This window comes from Oceanospirillum sanctuarii (assembly GCF_002150805.1).
Taxonomy (GTDB): domain Bacteria; phylum Pseudomonadota; class Gammaproteobacteria; order Pseudomonadales; family Halomonadaceae; genus Oceanospirillum; species Oceanospirillum sanctuarii.
This window is the reverse complement of record NZ_MTBA01000007.1, coordinates 22,818-40,269: the sequence shown is the minus strand read 5'-3', so window position 1 is coordinate 40,269 and position 17,452 is coordinate 22,818. Positions and strand designations below refer to the sequence as shown.

At 51.8% G+C, this 17,452-nt stretch carries 17 protein-coding genes; 4 read left to right on the top strand and 13 right to left on the bottom strand.

Annotated features, from left to right (window positions below; genetic code table 11):
- Positions 1-35 precede the first annotated feature (35 nt).
- From BV405_RS13255 to BV405_RS13200, 12 genes are all read right to left on the bottom strand, one after another.
- Complete coding sequence (locus tag BV405_RS13255) at positions 36-983, bottom strand: hypothetical protein (RefSeq protein ID WP_086481377.1); 948 nt, start codon at positions 981-983, stop codon at positions 36-38.
- A gap of 100 nt (positions 984-1,083) precedes the next feature.
- Positions 1,084-1,983, bottom strand: a complete 900-nt coding sequence (locus tag BV405_RS13250; RefSeq protein ID WP_086481376.1) for a metal ABC transporter permease — start codon at positions 1,981-1,983, stop codon at positions 1,084-1,086.
- Positions 1,980-2,864, bottom strand: coding sequence for a metal ABC transporter ATP-binding protein (locus BV405_RS13245; RefSeq protein WP_086481375.1), 885 nt, complete (start codon positions 2,862-2,864; stop codon positions 1,980-1,982). The genes BV405_RS13250 and BV405_RS13245 overlap by 4 nt, the downstream gene beginning before the upstream one ends.
- Positions 2,864-3,838, bottom strand: a complete 975-nt coding sequence (locus BV405_RS13240) for a metal ABC transporter solute-binding protein, Zn/Mn family (RefSeq protein ID WP_245832329.1) — start codon at positions 3,836-3,838, stop codon at positions 2,864-2,866. The genes BV405_RS13245 and BV405_RS13240 overlap by 1 nt, the downstream gene beginning before the upstream one ends.
- Before the next feature lie 26 nt (positions 3,839-3,864).
- Positions 3,865-4,536, bottom strand: coding sequence for a DUF6162 family protein (locus BV405_RS13235; protein WP_086481374.1), 672 nt, complete (start codon positions 4,534-4,536; stop codon positions 3,865-3,867).
- Positions 4,523-4,876, bottom strand: coding sequence for a hypothetical protein (locus BV405_RS13230; protein ID WP_245832328.1), 354 nt, complete (start codon positions 4,874-4,876; stop codon positions 4,523-4,525). Before BV405_RS13230 ends, BV405_RS13235 begins: the two co-directional genes overlap by 14 nt.
- Before the next feature lie 15 nt (positions 4,877-4,891).
- A complete protein-coding gene (locus tag BV405_RS13225) occupies positions 4,892-5,725 on the bottom strand; it encodes a DUF4198 domain-containing protein (protein WP_086481373.1) in 834 nt (277 codons plus the stop codon).
- Positions 5,726-5,744: 19 nt separating this feature from the next.
- Positions 5,745-6,296, bottom strand: coding sequence for a DUF2271 domain-containing protein (locus BV405_RS13220; RefSeq protein ID WP_086481372.1), 552 nt, complete (start codon positions 6,294-6,296; stop codon positions 5,745-5,747).
- A gap of 22 nt (positions 6,297-6,318) precedes the next feature.
- On the bottom strand, positions 6,319-6,975 hold the full coding sequence (locus BV405_RS13215) for a PepSY-associated TM helix domain-containing protein (protein ID WP_086481371.1): 657 nt from the start codon (positions 6,973-6,975) through the stop codon (positions 6,319-6,321).
- Between the two features lie 117 nt (positions 6,976-7,092).
- Positions 7,093-8,487 carry an ATP-binding protein gene (locus tag BV405_RS13210; RefSeq protein WP_086481370.1) on the bottom strand — a complete coding sequence of 465 codons (1,395 nt, stop codon included), beginning with the start codon at positions 8,485-8,487 and terminating at the stop codon, positions 7,093-7,095.
- Complete coding sequence (locus BV405_RS13205; RefSeq protein ID WP_086481369.1) at positions 8,487-9,263, bottom strand: response regulator transcription factor; 777 nt, start codon at positions 9,261-9,263, stop codon at positions 8,487-8,489. Before BV405_RS13205 ends, BV405_RS13210 begins: the two co-directional genes overlap by 1 nt.
- A gap of 172 nt (positions 9,264-9,435) precedes the next feature.
- Positions 9,436-10,080 (bottom strand): MBL fold metallo-hydrolase, encoded by a 645-nt coding sequence (locus BV405_RS13200; protein WP_086481368.1) that lies wholly within the window; start codon positions 10,078-10,080, stop codon positions 9,436-9,438.
- Positions 10,081-10,440: 360 nt separating this feature from the next.
- On the opposite strand from BV405_RS13200, the gene BV405_RS13195 reads away from it, so the two are divergent.
- The 3 genes from BV405_RS13195 to BV405_RS13190 all read left to right on the top strand — a co-directional run bounded on the left by BV405_RS13195 (position 10,441) and on the right by BV405_RS13190 (position 14,802).
- Positions 10,441-12,732: a TonB-dependent receptor domain-containing protein gene (locus BV405_RS13195; RefSeq protein WP_086481367.1), complete on the top strand. Its 2,292-nt coding sequence runs from the start codon at positions 10,441-10,443 to the stop codon at positions 12,730-12,732.
- 288 nt (positions 12,733-13,020) lie between these two features.
- Positions 13,021-13,176 carry a hypothetical protein gene (locus BV405_RS17710; RefSeq protein WP_176330160.1) on the top strand — a complete coding sequence of 52 codons (156 nt, stop codon included), beginning with the start codon at positions 13,021-13,023 and terminating at the stop codon, positions 13,174-13,176.
- A gap of 321 nt (positions 13,177-13,497) precedes the next feature.
- Positions 13,498-14,802, top strand: coding sequence for a diguanylate cyclase (locus tag BV405_RS13190; RefSeq protein ID WP_176330159.1), 1,305 nt, complete (start codon positions 13,498-13,500; stop codon positions 14,800-14,802).
- A 148-nt stretch (positions 14,803-14,950) separates the two neighbouring features.
- Here BV405_RS13190 and BV405_RS13185 read toward each other — a convergent pair whose 3' ends face one another.
- Entirely contained in the window at positions 14,951-16,507 is a 1,557-nt protein-coding gene (locus BV405_RS13185; protein ID WP_086481365.1) for a methyl-accepting chemotaxis protein, read from the bottom strand.
- A 323-nt stretch (positions 16,508-16,830) separates the two neighbouring features.
- On the opposite strand from BV405_RS13185, the gene BV405_RS13180 reads away from it, so the two are divergent.
- Entirely contained in the window at positions 16,831-17,316 is a 486-nt protein-coding gene (locus BV405_RS13180) for an FKBP-type peptidyl-prolyl cis-trans isomerase (RefSeq protein WP_086481364.1), read from the top strand.
- The last annotated feature ends 136 nt before the right edge of the window (positions 17,317-17,452 follow it).

Below are 17,452 nucleotides of genomic sequence, written 5' to 3'. Positions count from 1 at the left end.
CCGGTTAGCACATATAGCTCATTAAATGCGTTGAATTAACCGGACACCCGCTCCAGTCGCTTCAGGTTATCCTCTAACCAGAGCGCCAGATTCGCCTTCTCAAAACGGTTTAAGCCGTTCAGTGTCCAGGTATCTTTTGCCTTGTCAGCCTCCTGCTTTTTGCCCTCTTCAATCCAGAGACAACGGAACCCTGTCAGATCTTCAGTCTTGTCCTTAGCGAGCAACGGCAGACTTAAACTCTGCAACATCGGCTGCAACGCTTCATCCTCACTGCAGACACCATCCCAGCCTTGCTGCCATAAGGTTTCATCCAGTTTGAGCGCATAGGCGGTAATGGCATTCAAAGCCTGCTGCTGATTTCGCTGAATCACCGCCTGATGCTGAGGCCAGATGCGGGCATAATCATCCGCCAGAATCGCCGTCATCATCTTAAGGTTGGCACTGTTCAGCCAGAAGAAATCCAGTGCCTGCTCATCGACGGAACGGCTGATTCGTGCCCCCTCCGGTTTGATCTGCACAGCAAAGTCCACCGGAATCACACCAATATTGCGCTGGCGCAGAGTGGGATAAACCGCACCCTGCGGCCAGACCGAAGCCACTTCAGCAACCGCCTGATAGGCGGGCAGAGCAGATAACTCCTCCGGCAGTTTTTTATCGATCCAGTAACCGATACGGCTGACGGGATAGCGTTTGGACGGCAGGTAATCCACCTGCACACCGGTATCGGCCAAGAGAGCACGACTTAACAGATGCGCAACCGGCAAAACCGTTGCCAGATTCTCGGTTTGTTCTGTTTGGGTGAGGGTTCGGGCCTCTGCAGCCCATGATTGACGACTCATCAACAGAGAAGCAGAACCCAGCACCAATACCGCCAGCAACAGCGAAGGCAGATGACGCTGGATCTGCTGCCACAGGGATTTTTCCCGGGCGTCAGGCAGCAGAGTTTCTTTTGTGCGATGAGATGTAGATGCGTGTTCAAACATAAGGACTCCGCTACAAAATGGGCGTATCGGTACGATTAAAAAAGCTCAGTAAAAGATTCAAAAGCTCTCGAAAAACTTAAAAAAGGCTCGAAAAAAACACTCAGGCAAGTCGCTGACTCCAGCCCAGCTGACGAAACAGCACTACCAGCAGAAACACACTACTGGCCAGCAGCACAATGGCCGCTCCGGATGGAATCGGTATCTCCAGCGCCATCGGCAGAACCACACCTGCCACGCAGCAACCGGTTGAGATCATCAGCGTGCGGATAAAGAAACTGCGCAGATTCGAACTGATCAGACGAGCTGTGGTTGCCGGAATCAACAGCAGTGCCCCCACCAGAACCGCCCCGATAATTTTCACGGCAGCAACGGTAATCAGCGCGATCAGCAGCACAAAGCCGTAATCCAGCAGGGTGACGTTGGTTTTGCGGCCACCGGCTCCCTGAACCCGCGCCAAGTCAGGCTGAAGTGCCGACATCAGCGCCTGATTGCCGTAGCGCCAGATCAGCACCCAGCTGATAACACTGATACCACCCAGCAACATCAGGTCAGCTGGTGTGACGGTCAGAATGGAACCAAAGAGCACATTCTCCAGAATATGCACGTTCACCTTCTTGGCGACATAAAGCAGAAGCGCAGCACCCAGGGCGATAGCAAAGGCAAGAAATACACCCACCAAAGCATCGTAAGGCACCTGAGTACGGCTTTTTACCCAGTGCAGAATCAGGGCAAAACTCATACAGAAACCGAACAGTGCGGCCACAGGCTGAGTCGCGGGCTCTCCCAGCAGAATACCAACGGCAACACCGGTAAGCGCACCATGGCCAACCGCTTCGGAGAAAAAGGCCAGCCGCTTTACAACAACCAGCGTGCCTAATGCACCCAATAAAGGCCCCACCATCACCGCAGCGATCAGGGCGTAGGTGACAAAGGGGTACTGAAATACTTCCGGCAGCCAGCCTGCGGCCACAGCATCGGCCAGTAATTGCTGTAGGCTCATAGGGTCACCTTCTTTTTCTGATCGGCTTTCTTATCAACACCGGAAACCGTCATTCGACCATCAAGTACAGCACCTTCAACCTCAGCACCTTCAACCTCAGCACCTTCAACCTCAGGGCCACCAACAACCCGCCCATCAATCACGTGTCCATCAACAACCCGAACCTCATGATCCGCATAGGCTTCTACAAAAGCCGGATCGTGATGCACCATCACCAGAGTGCAGCCATCCGCTTTCAGTTGGAGAATCAGTTGCAGAATCTGCTGCTGTGCTTTCTGGTCAAGACCGTTCATGGGCTCATCCAGAAACCAGAGGCTGGCTCCCTGAGCCAGTGCGCGGGCGAACAGCAGACGCTGGCGTTCTCCACCGGACAACTGACCAATTTTGCGCTGGCTCTTCTGATCCAGCCCAACGGTAGATAGCAAAAGAGCCAGACGCTGCTGCTCCTTGTCCGCTGGGCGACGGAAAAAGACCTTAGGCTGAATGCTCGCCAGCAAATAATCTTCCACCGTGATCGGCAGCGTGGCATCAAAGGCTTCCAGCTGAGGAATATAAGCAACCTTCTGCGATTCCTGCTGAGCCTCACGCAGGTCACGTTCCGAACTACTATCCAAACCGCTATCCAAACCAACAGGCCAATGCCAGAAGATATCCCCCTGATGAGGCATCAGCCCCGCCATACATTTCAGCAGTGATGACTTACCGGCACCGTTGGCTCCGGTCAGCATGTGTAGCTTACCCGCTGCCAACGTCATGCTGACCGGTTGGAACAATTGATGCTCACCAAAGCTGAGACTGAGCTGATCCAGTTCAATGGATGGGCCTTTAACTTCATGCCCTTCGACCATAAAACCGGCATCAGTGGATGCATAAGCGTTCATCAGCCCTCCTTACCGCTTTCTTTACCGGCATCAGACAAGGCCTGATTCAGTGCCTGGGTTAAGGTGATCAGGTTCTGCTCCATCTCCCGGTAGACCTTATCTTTTTCGAATTCACCAAAGGTCATGTGGGAGAAGTGATAAAGACGCACACCAGTGGACGCTTCAATGGTTTTCACATAACGGTTATCCATATCCAGCTCGGTGAACAGCAGATTCACGTTGGCTTCGCGGATGCGTTCGATGGTTTTCTGCAGCTGAGTCGCACTGGGTTCAACCCCATGGGCGGGTTCGATCACGGTATCGATGCTGATACCGAACTCCTGCAGAAAGTAGCCATAAGCGTTGTGGGTACTGGCGATTCGGATACCGCTCAGATCTTTACCCTGAAAAGCTTTCAGATGCTGGTTTTTCAGCTGACGCAGCTTACGGGCAAAGCCCATGGCATTCTTCTGATAGAAACGGGCATTAGCCTGATCCAGTTGCCCCAGTTCACGGGCGATGGTGTAGATCTGGCGGATAGCCGCATCAATAGAAACAAAACTGTGCGGGTTCCAGGCGTTACGGGTATTGGCTGCGGCCAGCAGAGGTACATCTTTGTTGGCGTAGATCAGCGTCAGCTTGTCGGCCAGTGCGGGTTGGCTGGAGACCAGCTTTTCTACCGCGTGAACCGCAAATTCGTCATGGCCAATGCCGTTCAGTACCAGGGCATCCATCTTCATCAGACGATTCAGATCCGATGGCTGCAACTCGTAGCTGTGCGGGTTAAAGCCGGATTCCACCAGCGGCAGGATATCCGCCCGATCACCGACAATTTCCGCCACATAGCTATAGTAGGGATGCAGCGCGATACCCACCTGCAGACGTTTATCGCTGGCTACGGCTGCAGGAGAAAAAATGGCTGCTGCCACCAGAACAAACAGGGTCAACGCAGACATCAGTAGATAAGACAATCGGGAAGCGTTTACAAAGTACACAAGAGGCTCCTGCCGGACGAGGCCGACTAAAATTCTGAAAGTTGATGTTGCCAATGAGAACCCGGATGGCAGGGGTCGCTTTCGGTAGAGAGGTTGCTGTCGTTCGTGGAATTACTGTCAACCGATGGGTTACTGGCGATAGCGGAATGACGACTGAACAGTTGCGCGGGTTGGCTCAGATGCTCCCCCATCAGCAACAAAAAATGGCCGGAGTTTCCGGAAACATTTTCACCGATAAAGCAGCCGGGCTCCGGGTTCAGCCAGCGGAAACTGACGTTGCCACTGCGATTCAGAGAAGAACCGGCAAAGGGCGGAATACCATAGGATTCAAGGGTGGCCAGACTTGGCCATTGCGGATTTTCTTCCGCACTTATCATCCTCTCTTCCGCTGCCACGTCTCCCTCATCCAAAGCACCCTCTACTGAAACACTCTCTCCTGAAACACCCTCTGCCAAAAAGCGTATCTCGCTGGCGGCGGTACTGAGCTGAGTCAGCAGGGCTTTCTGTTCAGTATTCAGTTCAAGATGCGCTGCGGCCTTGGGCACGGGTGCCTGATTCAGCCAGACGCCGCCGGCGCTGATCAGCAGAATCAGCGCCAGCGTCAGGAAAGCCCAAAGGCTTTCCTGTTGGCCGTTATTCGGTCGAACCCGTTGCGATCTCATGCGGGCGCTTTGCATACCGGAATCAGAGCTCGTCATAGTCGATCTCAACCGGTTGTTCGTGGCCGGAATCAAAACGTATGTAGTACTCGCCGGCAGGGGCGCTGAAGGTGACGGAGGATGCGGCATCTGTAGTCAGTTTCAGCAAGACCTGATCATCGTAATCCAGCACAGTCACCGGCTTATTTACACTCAGACTGCCATCACTGAAGCCTGTCTCGCAGTGCACACTACCCGACTGCTGTTCGCAGGTCATAATGGGAAAGTGTGCCTGTGCCAGAGGGCTGACAAGCAGACTGGCAAACAGCGCCGACAGCAGAGTCAAAGCCCCAATAAAGCGGCTTAGGCTTAACCTGATATTCTGACTTAGAGATCTCATCGCTCCGTCTCCTGTTTATGGCAGCTGGGCGTCAAAGGTCAGGTAAAGCAGCGAGCTTTCGCTGTCAGCACGGTCTGACTTGCGGTCATGTTCAATCTTGGCCGCCAGATACCAGGGGCCTACAATCTCCGGAGTAAAGGTCAGCATGCCATTACTGTCGGTTTTCAGTTTCTGCATCATGCGATCGTTGCGGTATTTGGTGCTGTTCGGAGTCAGCTCCACCTCAACACCCTCGGCAGGTTTGCCATCAACAAAAAACTGAAAGCTCACCGCTTCTCCGGCAACCACATCGCTTGGGTGAGTTGGGCCTGCCAGCTCAAGACCTTTTCCGGTCAGCTCCAACACCTTGTTATCCGGTGCCTGCCAGGTGATGTAACTCACGGTGCTGACGTTAAACTGACGGGTAATCACATCCTGTGCGCCATCCGGTAACTGACTCGCTGCCTCTTGCTTATCGGCAAAGATACGCTTGGTAGCGCCACGCTTATTGGTATAGAAGGTGAAGTAAACCGTTGGACGGGCAAGCTCAAGCTTCCAGGTGCCGGGCTGGTCGATCTCAAGATCAAACACACTGCGACGCTGACCTTTGTAGTAACTGCCCAGACGCTGCTTGCCGCCTTCCGGCGTATAGATTGAAAGACGATCCAGACCCAGCGCCTTATCAGGACTGAAAATGGTGTGGGATGCAGAAGCATCGACCGTAATCCATTCCGCTTTTTCACCGGACAGGTTGTACTCATGGGGCAGCAACCACATAGGGTGGGCGTTGGCCAGACTGCTGGCACCCAAAGTCATCAGGGTTGCCAGAGCAGCTTTTTTGCTCCACTTCTTCAGACGTGTATGAAACATGGTGATTCTTCCTTTGCGCTTAATCGGCTTGTTCAATAGATACCGGGCCTAACTCTTTGCCCGCTTTAATGCGATAGGTTTTATTGATGTCCGGCAGCGTGAATTTCTGCTTCAGCAGGGATCGGCTGCCATGCTCGCGGGAAGCTTCCAACACCAGCTGATACTCACCTTCAGCAACAGGGTTACCGGTGCTGTCGGTGCCATCCCAGCTCAGGGAATACTGCCCCGGCCCCTTGGTAGCGCCGGTTGCTCCATCAATATCACCGTCCTGATAACGGCCGGTTTTACGCCACCAGCGGCGCAGGTCTTTCAGCCATTTTTTATCGCCATGCCAGACCGCCAGGGTTTTCACCGCCTTGCCGGATGCATCTTCAACCCAGACGGCGGTATAAGGCCGCTGGTACTGACCGGTCTGAATCTCCGGCAAACTAAAGGTGATCGACAGCGCTTCCGGGCTGTTAGCCTCTGCGGCATGAAGGGGCTGCGCAGTCAGAGACAGGAGTGAAATACCTGCCACGATGCCTGCGAAACCGGCACGCCAACCTTTATTCTGAAAACCCTTGTGTGTCATAAAATGCAATATCCTCTTCGGTTTAAAGCGTGTGCCAGTAGAGAAAGAGAAAGAGAACCAACCCGACACCGCTGACAGAAAAAGCTCTGCGACGGCGTTTCTTCTGCGGCAGCAGTAACCAGAAGCCGCTGAGGGTAAACAGGAGTAACACCAATGCAGAAAAGTCGATAAAGCCGCGCCAGAGATCCCCGGTATGACGGCCTTTGTGCAGGTCATTGAGCTGATGAATAAGGCTGGCGTCTTTGCGCTCCAGCATCAGCGTGCCTGCGGCCAGATCAAACTCGGCAATGCTGTAGCCTCCCGGCTGCTGAATATCAGCAATCAGAAACTGCTCCTCGGCATCCCATTCCAGACGCAACTCCTGCCCCTGAACCTGATAAGCGTCCCGAATCCACTGCAAAAGCGGTATCGCAAGCTGTAACGGCTGTGCTGTTTTAGCCCCTTGCGGATTCTTCTCCGCCTCCAGATCCAGCAGGTGCTGCACCTGATCCAATAAAGCCTCAGGAACATCCGCTTCAATAAGCAGAGCAGGCTCGGAGGAACGAAACCAATCCGGGTGATTCAGCGTGATGCCGGTCAGGGTGAAAAACAGCATGATGAAAAGCATCACCATGGAGCTGTAGATATGAATCACCCGAACGGTGCGGGCAGGAAAGAGGGCAGCGATTTTGTCGAGCACGGAATAGCCTATAACGTCAAATATGCGATTGATAACAATTATCAATTAAAGGCTATTGTGGGGTGAAAGCGGTCACGGGAAAATGAAATTTACACTCTTTACTTTAGCGATTATTGATCAGCAACAGGGCAACGTGACGGTCACTTTCAGACCGGCACCGGGAACATTCTCCGCCTGCAGATGGCCGCCTAAACGCAGCACCTGTTTACGGGCAATCGCCAGCCCCAGACCAAAACCACCGCGTTTGCGGGCGCGGGCTTTATCCAACCGGAAGAAGGGGTGAAAGATTTTATCCAGCTGAGCCTCAGGTACTCCCCTACCCTGATCCGTAATACTGATCTGAATCTGAAGCAGTGTGCCCGCTTCGTCTGATTCTGTTGAGCCCGCGGCTTGTGAGGATTGCGTGGGTTGTAAGCAAACACTGACTTTCAGTGCTCCGCCCTCAGGGCTATGGATCAGACCATTGCGGATAATATTTTCCAGACTCTGACTCAGAGCCAAAGCATTGCTCTGCTTCAGCAGCAAATCATCAGGATAGTCCCGGACGATCTGACGACCGCTGAACTCAAACTCGGCATCATCACAGATCACATCCAACAACCGATCCAGCTGAACCTCTTCCTGCAGATGCTCCGGCAGGTAACGGCGCTGTTCATTGTCCAGCCAGGCAAGGGTCATGGCATCATCGATCAGCTGATTGATCAGATTGATCTCCCGATCCAGCTTTTCTCTGCGCCGCGTCTCCGGCCAGTCACTGTCCTGTACCAGTTTCATCCGCGCCAGCGGGGTACGCAGCTCATGGGACAGATCACCAATCAACTGACGCTGAGAGCTGACCAGCAGCTGAATGCGCTCAGCCATCTCATCGAAAGAGGTCGCCAGCTGCGCCAGCTCATCCTGTCGATTACCCAGCTGCGGTCTAACCGGCTGGGCAAACTCTTTGTAAGCCAGATCCTTAGTGGCGTCTTTCAGGATATTGATCGGACGGATCAGATGGCGATAAAGCCAGTGGGTAAAGATAAAAAGCACACTTAAGGGCAGCAGCCAGACCAGCGCCACATGCCAGAACATCAGATTCGGTCGGGGGTGCATTGCCGATGGCAGGCGAATAACCAGACTGGCAGCATGCTCCTGAAAAGGAATGCCGATCAGCACCTCTTTCCAGACGCCATGTACCGGCCAGGCCAGCTTGCGCTGAAAGCTGAGGCGGGACTGATAAGCCTCCGGCACCCGGGTGCCCAAAGCGGTATGCAGCTCGGGGGTCAGCACCGCAGCCCAGGTTTGATGTTTCGCCTCAATCTCATCTATCAGCTGATGCATACCGGCCTGATCCTGCTGGCGATAAAAGACCTCAGCCCGAAGGGCATAATCCTTGAGCACCTGCTGATCAACAGGGTCAATACGGGTCAGATGACGGGACAGAGAGTCCTCGGCCTTGTGCATGAGGCTGAATAAAACCAAACTGCCCAGACAGATGCCCAGTACCAACAGGATGTAGAGGCGACGACTCATCAGTAGCGGTATCCCTGACCACGAATGGTCTGAATCAGACCGGCTTCCGGCAGGTAGCGGCGAATCTTGTTGCGCAGATTGCTGATATGCATATCCAGACTGCGGTCGTAACGGCTGAAAGCGCGGTTCAGTACCAGCTGGTAAAGGTAGGGCCGACTCAGCACTTCATCTTTCTGCTTCATCAGCTGCCAAAGCAGTTCAAACTCCACCGGCGTCAGATCCAGCAGCTTCCAGGGCTGATCCTGAGCCGAACGAACACGGGCCTGTTTCTCTTTTCGGCTTAACAGCAGGTAGTGATCACTCAGTTCTGAACTGTCATCAGAATGCTGGGCAGCGTAACAACGACGCAGCAATACCTGAATTCTCAGTACCAGCTCCGGCACACTGAAGGGCTTGGGCAGGTAGTCATCGGCCCCGGAATGAAAGCCGCGAATCCTGTCCTGCTCCTCACCAAGGGCGGAGAGAAGAATCACCGGAGTATCCTTCTCAGCAGCGCGCAGGCGGTTCAGCAAGCTCAGGCCATCCAGCTCCGGCAGCATAATATCCAGCAGAATGACCTGATGATTGCCGGAAAGCGCGGTAAGCAAACCGGACTCACCATCACAGCACAAATCAACCGTATAACCCTGTTGCTGCAGGGAAGATACGATCAGACTGCTGACTTCCTCATCATCTTCCACCAGCAAAATTCGGGCTGGCTGACGCCCATCTGGAACCGTCTTATCTGAACCCTTGTTGAGTTCATCCAAATGTTCCGGATCAAATTTAGCGTTCATCACCCACCTCGTTGCTGATTAACCGGCCTGTGGATTCAGGCCTTTAGCTGCATGAAAAGTGGGTGCATTATATTTAATTGATAATGATTATCAAAAACAAAAGTTAATCACACGCAATAAAAAAGGCTGCACAGAGGCAGCCTTTTCATTCTGATGCCGGTTCAGACCGGTATCAGCCGTAGTTAGGGTCGCTGCAGAAAGGGTTACTCTCGCGCTCACGGCCAAAGGTAGACATAGGGCCATGACCGGGTACAAAACGAATATCGTCACCCAGCGGGAACAGCTTTTCACGGATGGAACGGATCAGATCACCGTGGTTACCCTTCGGGAAATCGGTACGGCCAATGGAGCCCTGAAACAGTACATCACCGACCTGAGCAAACTGAGCACCTTCGTGATAGAACACCACATGACCCGGCGTATGTCCCGGACAGTGGATCACCTGAAAGCTCTCTTCCCCGAGCTTCACCTCATCACCATCTTCTAACCAGCGGGTCGGGGTAAAAGGCTGCGCCGCCGGGAAACCAAACATCTGGCTCTGCTGTGCCAGCGCTTCCAGCCAGAACTCATCTTCTTTGTGCGGGCCGATGATCGGCAGATTCAGCTTTTCCGCCAGCTCACCCGTACCACCGGCATGATCAATATGACCGTGGGTCAGCCAGATCTGACTCAGCTTAAGTTGCAGCGCCTCAACCCTTGCCAGAATCTTATCCAGATCACCACCGGGATCGATCACAGCAGCATCTTTACTGGAATCACACCACACCAGCGTGCAGTTCTGTTGAAAGCCGGTCACCGGGATAATTTCATATTGCATGGGGTCGTCTCTGGTTATTTATGGTTATAAACGCTGGTTTACTCAGTTCAGCCCAAACGGAGAAACGAGGCTATTGTCCCCTGTGCCTGCACGCAATTCAATCTTCTGACCTAAGACTTTTTTACAATTACTTACATAAAACCAAGCAAGTTTTCTCTCTGAAATCAGATTCATCGGAGAAAAGATTAAGAAGTGTTAACTCGCTTGAATAGCCACCCAATTCCGGCTAGGTAAAGAATGTAAATGATAATGTTTTTTATTTACAAAGAATCTAACCTCTCGCCCCACGCTTAATCGAGCAGATCAATTTTGTGAATCCGGGGACAACCGGATCGAAACAACAAGATAAGGGGCTAACGAATGAAAACTGTTTTTCGTCCTGTGTTACTGGGGCTGAGTGCAGCGGTTGCTGCTGTTGTTCACGCTAATGATCAGGTGAATATGGACTCTGTGGTGGTGACCGCTGCAGGTTTTGAGCAAAAGCTGACGGATGCACCGGCCAGTATCTCTGTTATTACCGAAGAACAGTTACGTTCACGCCCTTACATGACTTTGCTGGATGCGGTGAAAGATCTGGAAGGTGTTGATGTGGGTGAAACCCGCGACAAGACCGGTCAGGGCACCATCTCTATGCGCGGCATGGGTTCCGATTACACTCTGGTACTGGTCAATGGCCGTCGTCAGAACAACCACGGTGATATCTACCCGAATAACTTTGGCGGTAACCAGTTCAACCATATCCCACCGCTGGATGCGATTGAGCGTATCGAAGTGATTCGCGGTCCTGCTTCAACACTCTACGGCGCTGATGCCATGGGTGGTGTGATCAACGTAATCACCAAACGGGATGCCGAGCGCTGGTCCGGCTCTGTAACCACCAGCCGCACCATTCAGACCAATGATGAATATGGTGATGACACCACGGTAGATTTCTCCGTGATGGGGCCGGTACTGCCGGGCAAGCTGATGATGGGTCTTCGCGGCAGTATGTATGATCGTGAAGCATCGAACCCGGAATATGCTGATGTGACCGACCCGACAGGCACGTCTCATACCCGTGAGCTGGGCTTTGGCAGCGGTGGTAAAACCGTTGATAACACCAATAAGGCCGCTGGTCTGAGCCTGATCTTTACCCCATCTGATCAGCACACCATTACCTTCGATTACGATACCTCTGTGCAGGTTTACGATAACGATGAAAGTCAGGTCGGCACTACCGACAATATTGATGATCTTTGGAGTCGAAGCCGTTCCGGTTACAGCGATGAGCAGGAGTTTACCCGCGATCAGTTCGCCCTGAGCCACGAAGGCCAGTGGAGTTTTGGCCGCAGTACTGTGACGCTGAATCATGTAAAAACCAACAACAACGGACGTACTCTTCCCCTTAGTGCGGCAGATCGTACCAAGCTGGATGATATGAAGAGCACCACCTGTGGCGGTCTGACCGAAGCGGAGTGTAAAGCCAAAGTTGCCGAAACCTTCCTGCCACGCCCGAAACGAACGCTTCAAAGCGCGGAAACCAGCCTGAACAGCAAGCTGGAACTGCCCTTCCACGAAGATCACTTTGCTGTCGTGGGTGCAGAAATCACTCAGGGCGAGCTGAAAGATGGCGTATTCGGTATGGAGGATGGTAGTGACAGTGCTATTCAGGATTTCATCACCGTGTCTGTATTTGGTGAAGACAACTGGTACGTCACCGATGCCATGACACTGACCGCCGGTGCCCGTTACGATCACCACGATACCTTTGGCAGTCAGATCAGCCCCCGCCTGTACAGTGTTTATGCTCTGGATGACAGCTGGACAGTTAAAGGTGGCGTGAGCACAGGTTATAAAACACCGAAAACCACAGATCTGTATGACGGCATCATGGGCTTTGGTGGTCAGGGCACGGTGCCGCTGTATGGCAACCCGGATCTGAAAGCAGAAACCAGTATCAGTTCAGAAGTTGCTCTTTACTGGCAGCATCCGGTGAAACGTCACAGCTTTAACGTCACCCTGTTTGAAAACAACTTTAAGGACAAAATCAGCTCACAGGCTTGCGACTCCGCAGCGGACTGCGGCATCGAAGGTGACTACGTTGACGCCGGTTACTCCTCATACAGCAGCAGTAGCAGCAAAAAAATCAATATCGACAAAGCGACCATCAAAGGAATGGAGCTGGCCGGTAGCTATGAGATTCTGCCGGTACTGGCGGTACGCGCCAACTACACCTATACCGACAGTGAACAGCTAAGTGGCGAACAGAAAGGTTACCCGCTGACTGGAACTGCGGAACACATGGCTAATGCCACACTGGACTGGATGGCGTCTGACAGCCTGAATGTCTTCCTGACACTGGAATCCCGCAGCAAACGCTTCCGTGGCTTTGGTCGAGGCAATACGCTGAACGAAGGTAAAGACGGTGGTATCTACTACGAGGATTACGAAGTACTGCATCTGGGCGCAGCCTGGCAGGCACTGGATAACCTGACTCTGACCGGTCGTATCAACAATCTGCTGGATGAGGACTTCAGCAGTCATACCGCATCCTTTGACGATGCCAATAGTGATGGCGACTACAACGATGATGACGAAGTCACCTTCTACGACGATTACAACAACAAGGATAAATCCCGCAACTTCTGGATCTCTGCCAACTTAAGCTTCTGATCCGGCCTCTGCCAATCGAAAATTTTGAGCGCCCTGCAGGAAACTGAGGGGCGCTTTTTTGATTTTCAGCCACTGTCAATTCGTCCATCTGACCGGTGAAAAAAACGGCATATAGTTGGCAACTTTTTCCCTATGGGTTAGTCTCAAGATGTACACATTATTTATTACCGGTTTACGAACCCGTTTCGGACAACAGGTAGCACACGATCACGCTGCAAGGGTTAAAGAAAATATTAAAGGTCTCGCACCTTTAAAACCCGAACAGCTCGTTGTACAGGAGAGTTTCCTATGGCCTTAGAAATGATGGTTTCTTTGATTTTAACTGCGGTAATTGGCACCGGCCTATGGATGAGCCTGCAACAGATGGCACAGAAGCCTAAAGCGATTCGCATTAAAGCGGATCATGTTCGTAAAGATCGCTGGGACAACCCGAATCCCCGTTGATTCTCCCAGCGTTAGTGATTACTGATTTTATTTTCGGCTATCGATTTGGCCAAAAATATAAGCAACACAAAAAAGCGATGCACCTGCATCGCTTTTTTTATTTCTGATCCATTTCACGCTTCTTCGTCAGAAACACTGCCGCCCTAAACTAAAGGAGATAGAATCAGGCATCTCTCTGCTACCATTAAACCAGAAGCGGCCATTTTGGGTATCTGCATGCTGCCAAACAGCTTTAAATCTTTATCAGTGCTACTTTTCTTACTGGTAACCAGCCTCCCCGGAAGTCTTGCTCTGGCTAAGGCTGATAGGCCAGACAGCCAGATGACCGGCAGACCTGATGCTCCGATCCGAATCTGCGTTGATCCCAACTGGATGCCTTTCGAAAAAATTGACGAGGAAGGCAATCACATCGGCATCTCTGCTGACTTTATGCGCTATTTTAGCAAAGCACTCGATATAGAATTCCAGCTGGTTGAAACCCGAAGCTGGCAGCAATCGCTGGATCTTACCCGGGATGGCCGCTGCCAACTGCTTCCCTTTATCAATAAAACGGAAGAGCGCGGCTCCTATCTGAACTTCTCTGATGTGTACTTTGAAAGCCCCGTGGTATTGGTCACTCATGAGGATAGAAAGATTAAAGGTGGTTTTCAGGGGCTGAACGGCAAAACCCTTGCCGTTGTTAAAGGCTATTCCTACGAAAGCTTTCTGGCGAAAAATTACCCTGATATAACAGTTGTCCATGTGGAAAGTATGGATCAGGCACTGACTCTGGTTTCCGAGCAAAAAGCCGATGCCACTACTGCCGCGCTTTATATGTTTCCGTTTCAGGTTCAGCAACTTCGAATCTCTGATCTTCATGTTGCCAGTGCGACAGAACTCGCTAACGAGATAAGAGTTGGCGTCAATAAAGATTCCAGTTATCTCTTGCCTCTGTTTAACCGTGCGATTGCCGAAATTCCTCAGCAACTGAAAAACGAAACCATTCTGAAGTGGACGCCAAAGAAGCCTCATGCCGACGATCACTTTACAACACCGCTTTATTTTCTGCTGATCATCGTCGCTATTATTCTGGCGCTCTGGCTAACCTGGAAAGCGAATAAACAGCTCAGAATACATAATCGCAAACTGAAAAAGATGGCATCAACCGATGCCCTGACCGGCGTTGCCAATCGCAGCCGCATCAGTCTGATGATCGAACGGGAAATTGATAACGTCCGTCAGACCGAGGGGCATTTCTCGGTGATCATGCTGGATATCGATCACTTCAAAAAGATTAACGATAACTTCGGTCATGATGCCGGTGATAAAGCCCTTTGCTTTGTCACCAATCAGGTCGCGGCCAGTCTGAGATCAACGGATATTATGGGCCGCTGGGGTGGTGAAGAGTTTGTCATTCTGGCACCGGCAACTCATCTGGATCAGGCGGTGATTCTGGCAAATAAATTGCGCAATGCGGTTAAAGCTCAGCAACTGGATCATCTTGGAGTGATTACCGCAAGTTTTGGCGTTACCGAATACCATCCCGGTGATAGTGAAGACACCCTGATGAAGCGGGTTGATAAAGCCCTGTACGATGCCAAGGCTGCAGGACGGGACAGAGTAAAAGCCTTCTGCAAAAAGGTTTAGCCCCTTCGCACTTCCTTCTATCTGCCAGATAACAATCGACAGATAACAATTTACAGATAAAGCACTGCAGACAATAAAAAAACGCCGGATCAGAGATCCGGCGTTTTTAGTTCAGGCGCTACCTGCATTTGACGAAGGCGTACGCAGCCTAACGGGCGATACTCTGCATAATCTGACGAACACTGCTGATCAGATTATTGGAGGCTTCTTTCGTGCGGATCGAAGACTCCGTTGCTTCTGCAGCGGCTTCATTCACCGAATCCAGATTGTTGCGGATCTCTTCCGAGGCGGCACTCTGCTGAGTCGCTGCCGCTGCAATCATCTGGCTCATATCGGTAATGGACTGCATGGTCTGGCTGATGGCATCCAGTGTTTCACCGGCAACCTGAGCCTGATCGACACAGCCACTGGCGCTTTCCTGACTGGAACGCATCACACGAACCACTTCTTCGGTTTCTTTCTTCAGACGTTCCAGCGTGCCATAGATCTCACCAGTGGAATCCTGAGTCCGTTGTGCCAGTGCACGAACTTCGTCAGCAACCACGGCAAAGCCACGGCCCTGTTCACCGGCACGAGCGGCTTCAATCGCAGCGTTAAGTGCCAGCAGGTTAGTCTGGTCGGCAATCTCAGTAATCACCGAGATAGCTTTAGCGATATCGTCAGTGGCCTGATGCAGGCTCTCAACCTGAACAGAAGCCTGCTCGATAGCAGATGCCAGGCGGTTAATGGATTGCGCAGTATCATTTACGACACTACGACCCTGTTGCGCCAGCTCGTTCGCTTGGTGAGTCGCATCAGAGGCTGAGTTAGCGTTGTGAGCGACTTCATCAATCGCACCGGAAAGCTGGCTGATCACGGTAGCAATCTGCTCCACTTCTGCCGCCTGACGGTTAATCGCCTCTGCAGCATGATCTGCGATCTCTGTGGTTTCATCACCAAGCGCATAGAGCTCTTTCGCAGAATGCGTGATTCGGGTGGTCATGGCATTCACGTTAGCTTCACGCATAATCGCCGCCAGATACATCTGCCCCGCTTCATCAGTACAGTTGGCATACATCTCTTTCAGCAGCTCACTGTCGATATAACGCTTAGCACGATCTGTCGCCTTTTTCAGTGGAGCCATAAGAGTACGCAGCAACAGAAGCCCGGTTGCACCAACCGCTACCGATACACCAAGGGTCGCAGGTGCTGACAGATCCAGTGCCCAACTCAGACCGCTTGGAATCAGAGCGGAAGCAAACAAAAGCACAGGTACGCTGGAACTCAGGTTCAGGTCGTAAAGGCTGAAACGCTTGCCACCTTTGGCAACACGCTCATAAATCGCCTCGGTACGCTTGACCAGACTCTGCTTGGGTTTGGAACGAACGGACTGATAACCGATCACCTGACCGTTATCAAAAATAGGAGTTACAAAGGCATTTACCCAGTAGTGATCACCGTTCTTACAGCGGTTTTTTACCACCCCCATCCAGGGTTTGTTTTTCTGCAGGGTGGCCCACATATCAGCAAATACAGCTGGCGGTACATCCGGGTGACGCACCATGTTATGGGCTTTGCCCATCAGCTCATCGCGGGTAAAACCTGAGATATCAACGAAGGCATCGTTTACGAAGGTGATCTGACCTTTCAGGTCCGTGGTGGAAACCAGAGGCAGATCATCGGGAAAGCTCTTCTCGACCTGGGTGACAGGTAAGTTCTGTTTCATGGCGCAGCATCCTGTTGCTCATAAAGGTTGTCGTCTAATTGCCATTCGCCGGCCTTTAAGAAGGCTCTGTATTTGTGGTTTTAGTGACTTTTCATCACTTTATTATGATGGCAATCAAGTCTGAAACAATTTGTTACACAACTTTACTTTTCTGACAAAATCTTACATTCGTTTTTTCGGAAGTGCCAGAAAAACCACAAATAACTGAAGGCTTAATTAATCCTTTGATCCGGAAAATCCCTTCCCGGCTTGCATACACGCCTACGGGGCATGTTATCCTGCCACATTAAACGCTAAATACAGTTAAAGCAAAGGGGCACCCCATGCAAATTCAGGACAACGCAGTTGTATCCATTCATTACACTCTGACCAACGAAGCTGGCGATACTATCGACTCTTCTGCAGGTGCAGAGCCGCTGGCATACCTGCACGGTGCCGCTAACATTATTCCGGGTCTGGAAGACGCTCTGGTAGGTAAAGCAGTTGGTGACAAGCTGAATGTTACTGTTGCTCCTGCAGATGGCTACGGCGAGCACATCGCTGAGCTGGTTCAGGAAGTTCCTGCCGAGATGTTCCAGGGCGTAGACGAAGTACAGGTTGGTATGGAGTTCCACGCGGAATCCAACACCGGTCAGCCGATCGCAGTAACCGTAACTAAGGTTGAAGATGGCAAAGTAACCATCGATGCAAACCACCCTCTGGCTGGTGTTACTCTGAACTTCGACGTTGAAGTTGTAGAAGTACGTGAAGCCTCTGCAGAAGAGCTGGACCACGGCCACGTTCATGGCGCTGGCGGTCATCAGCACTAATTAGTGCTTACCAGTACAAGTCAGTCTTCTTTTCTCTGAAAAGAGCACTGAAACAAAAAACCCAAGCCAAGGCTTGGGTTTTTTTATGCCGTTAAAAAGATCCTTTCAAAATAAAGATCCTTTCAAAACCACGGGA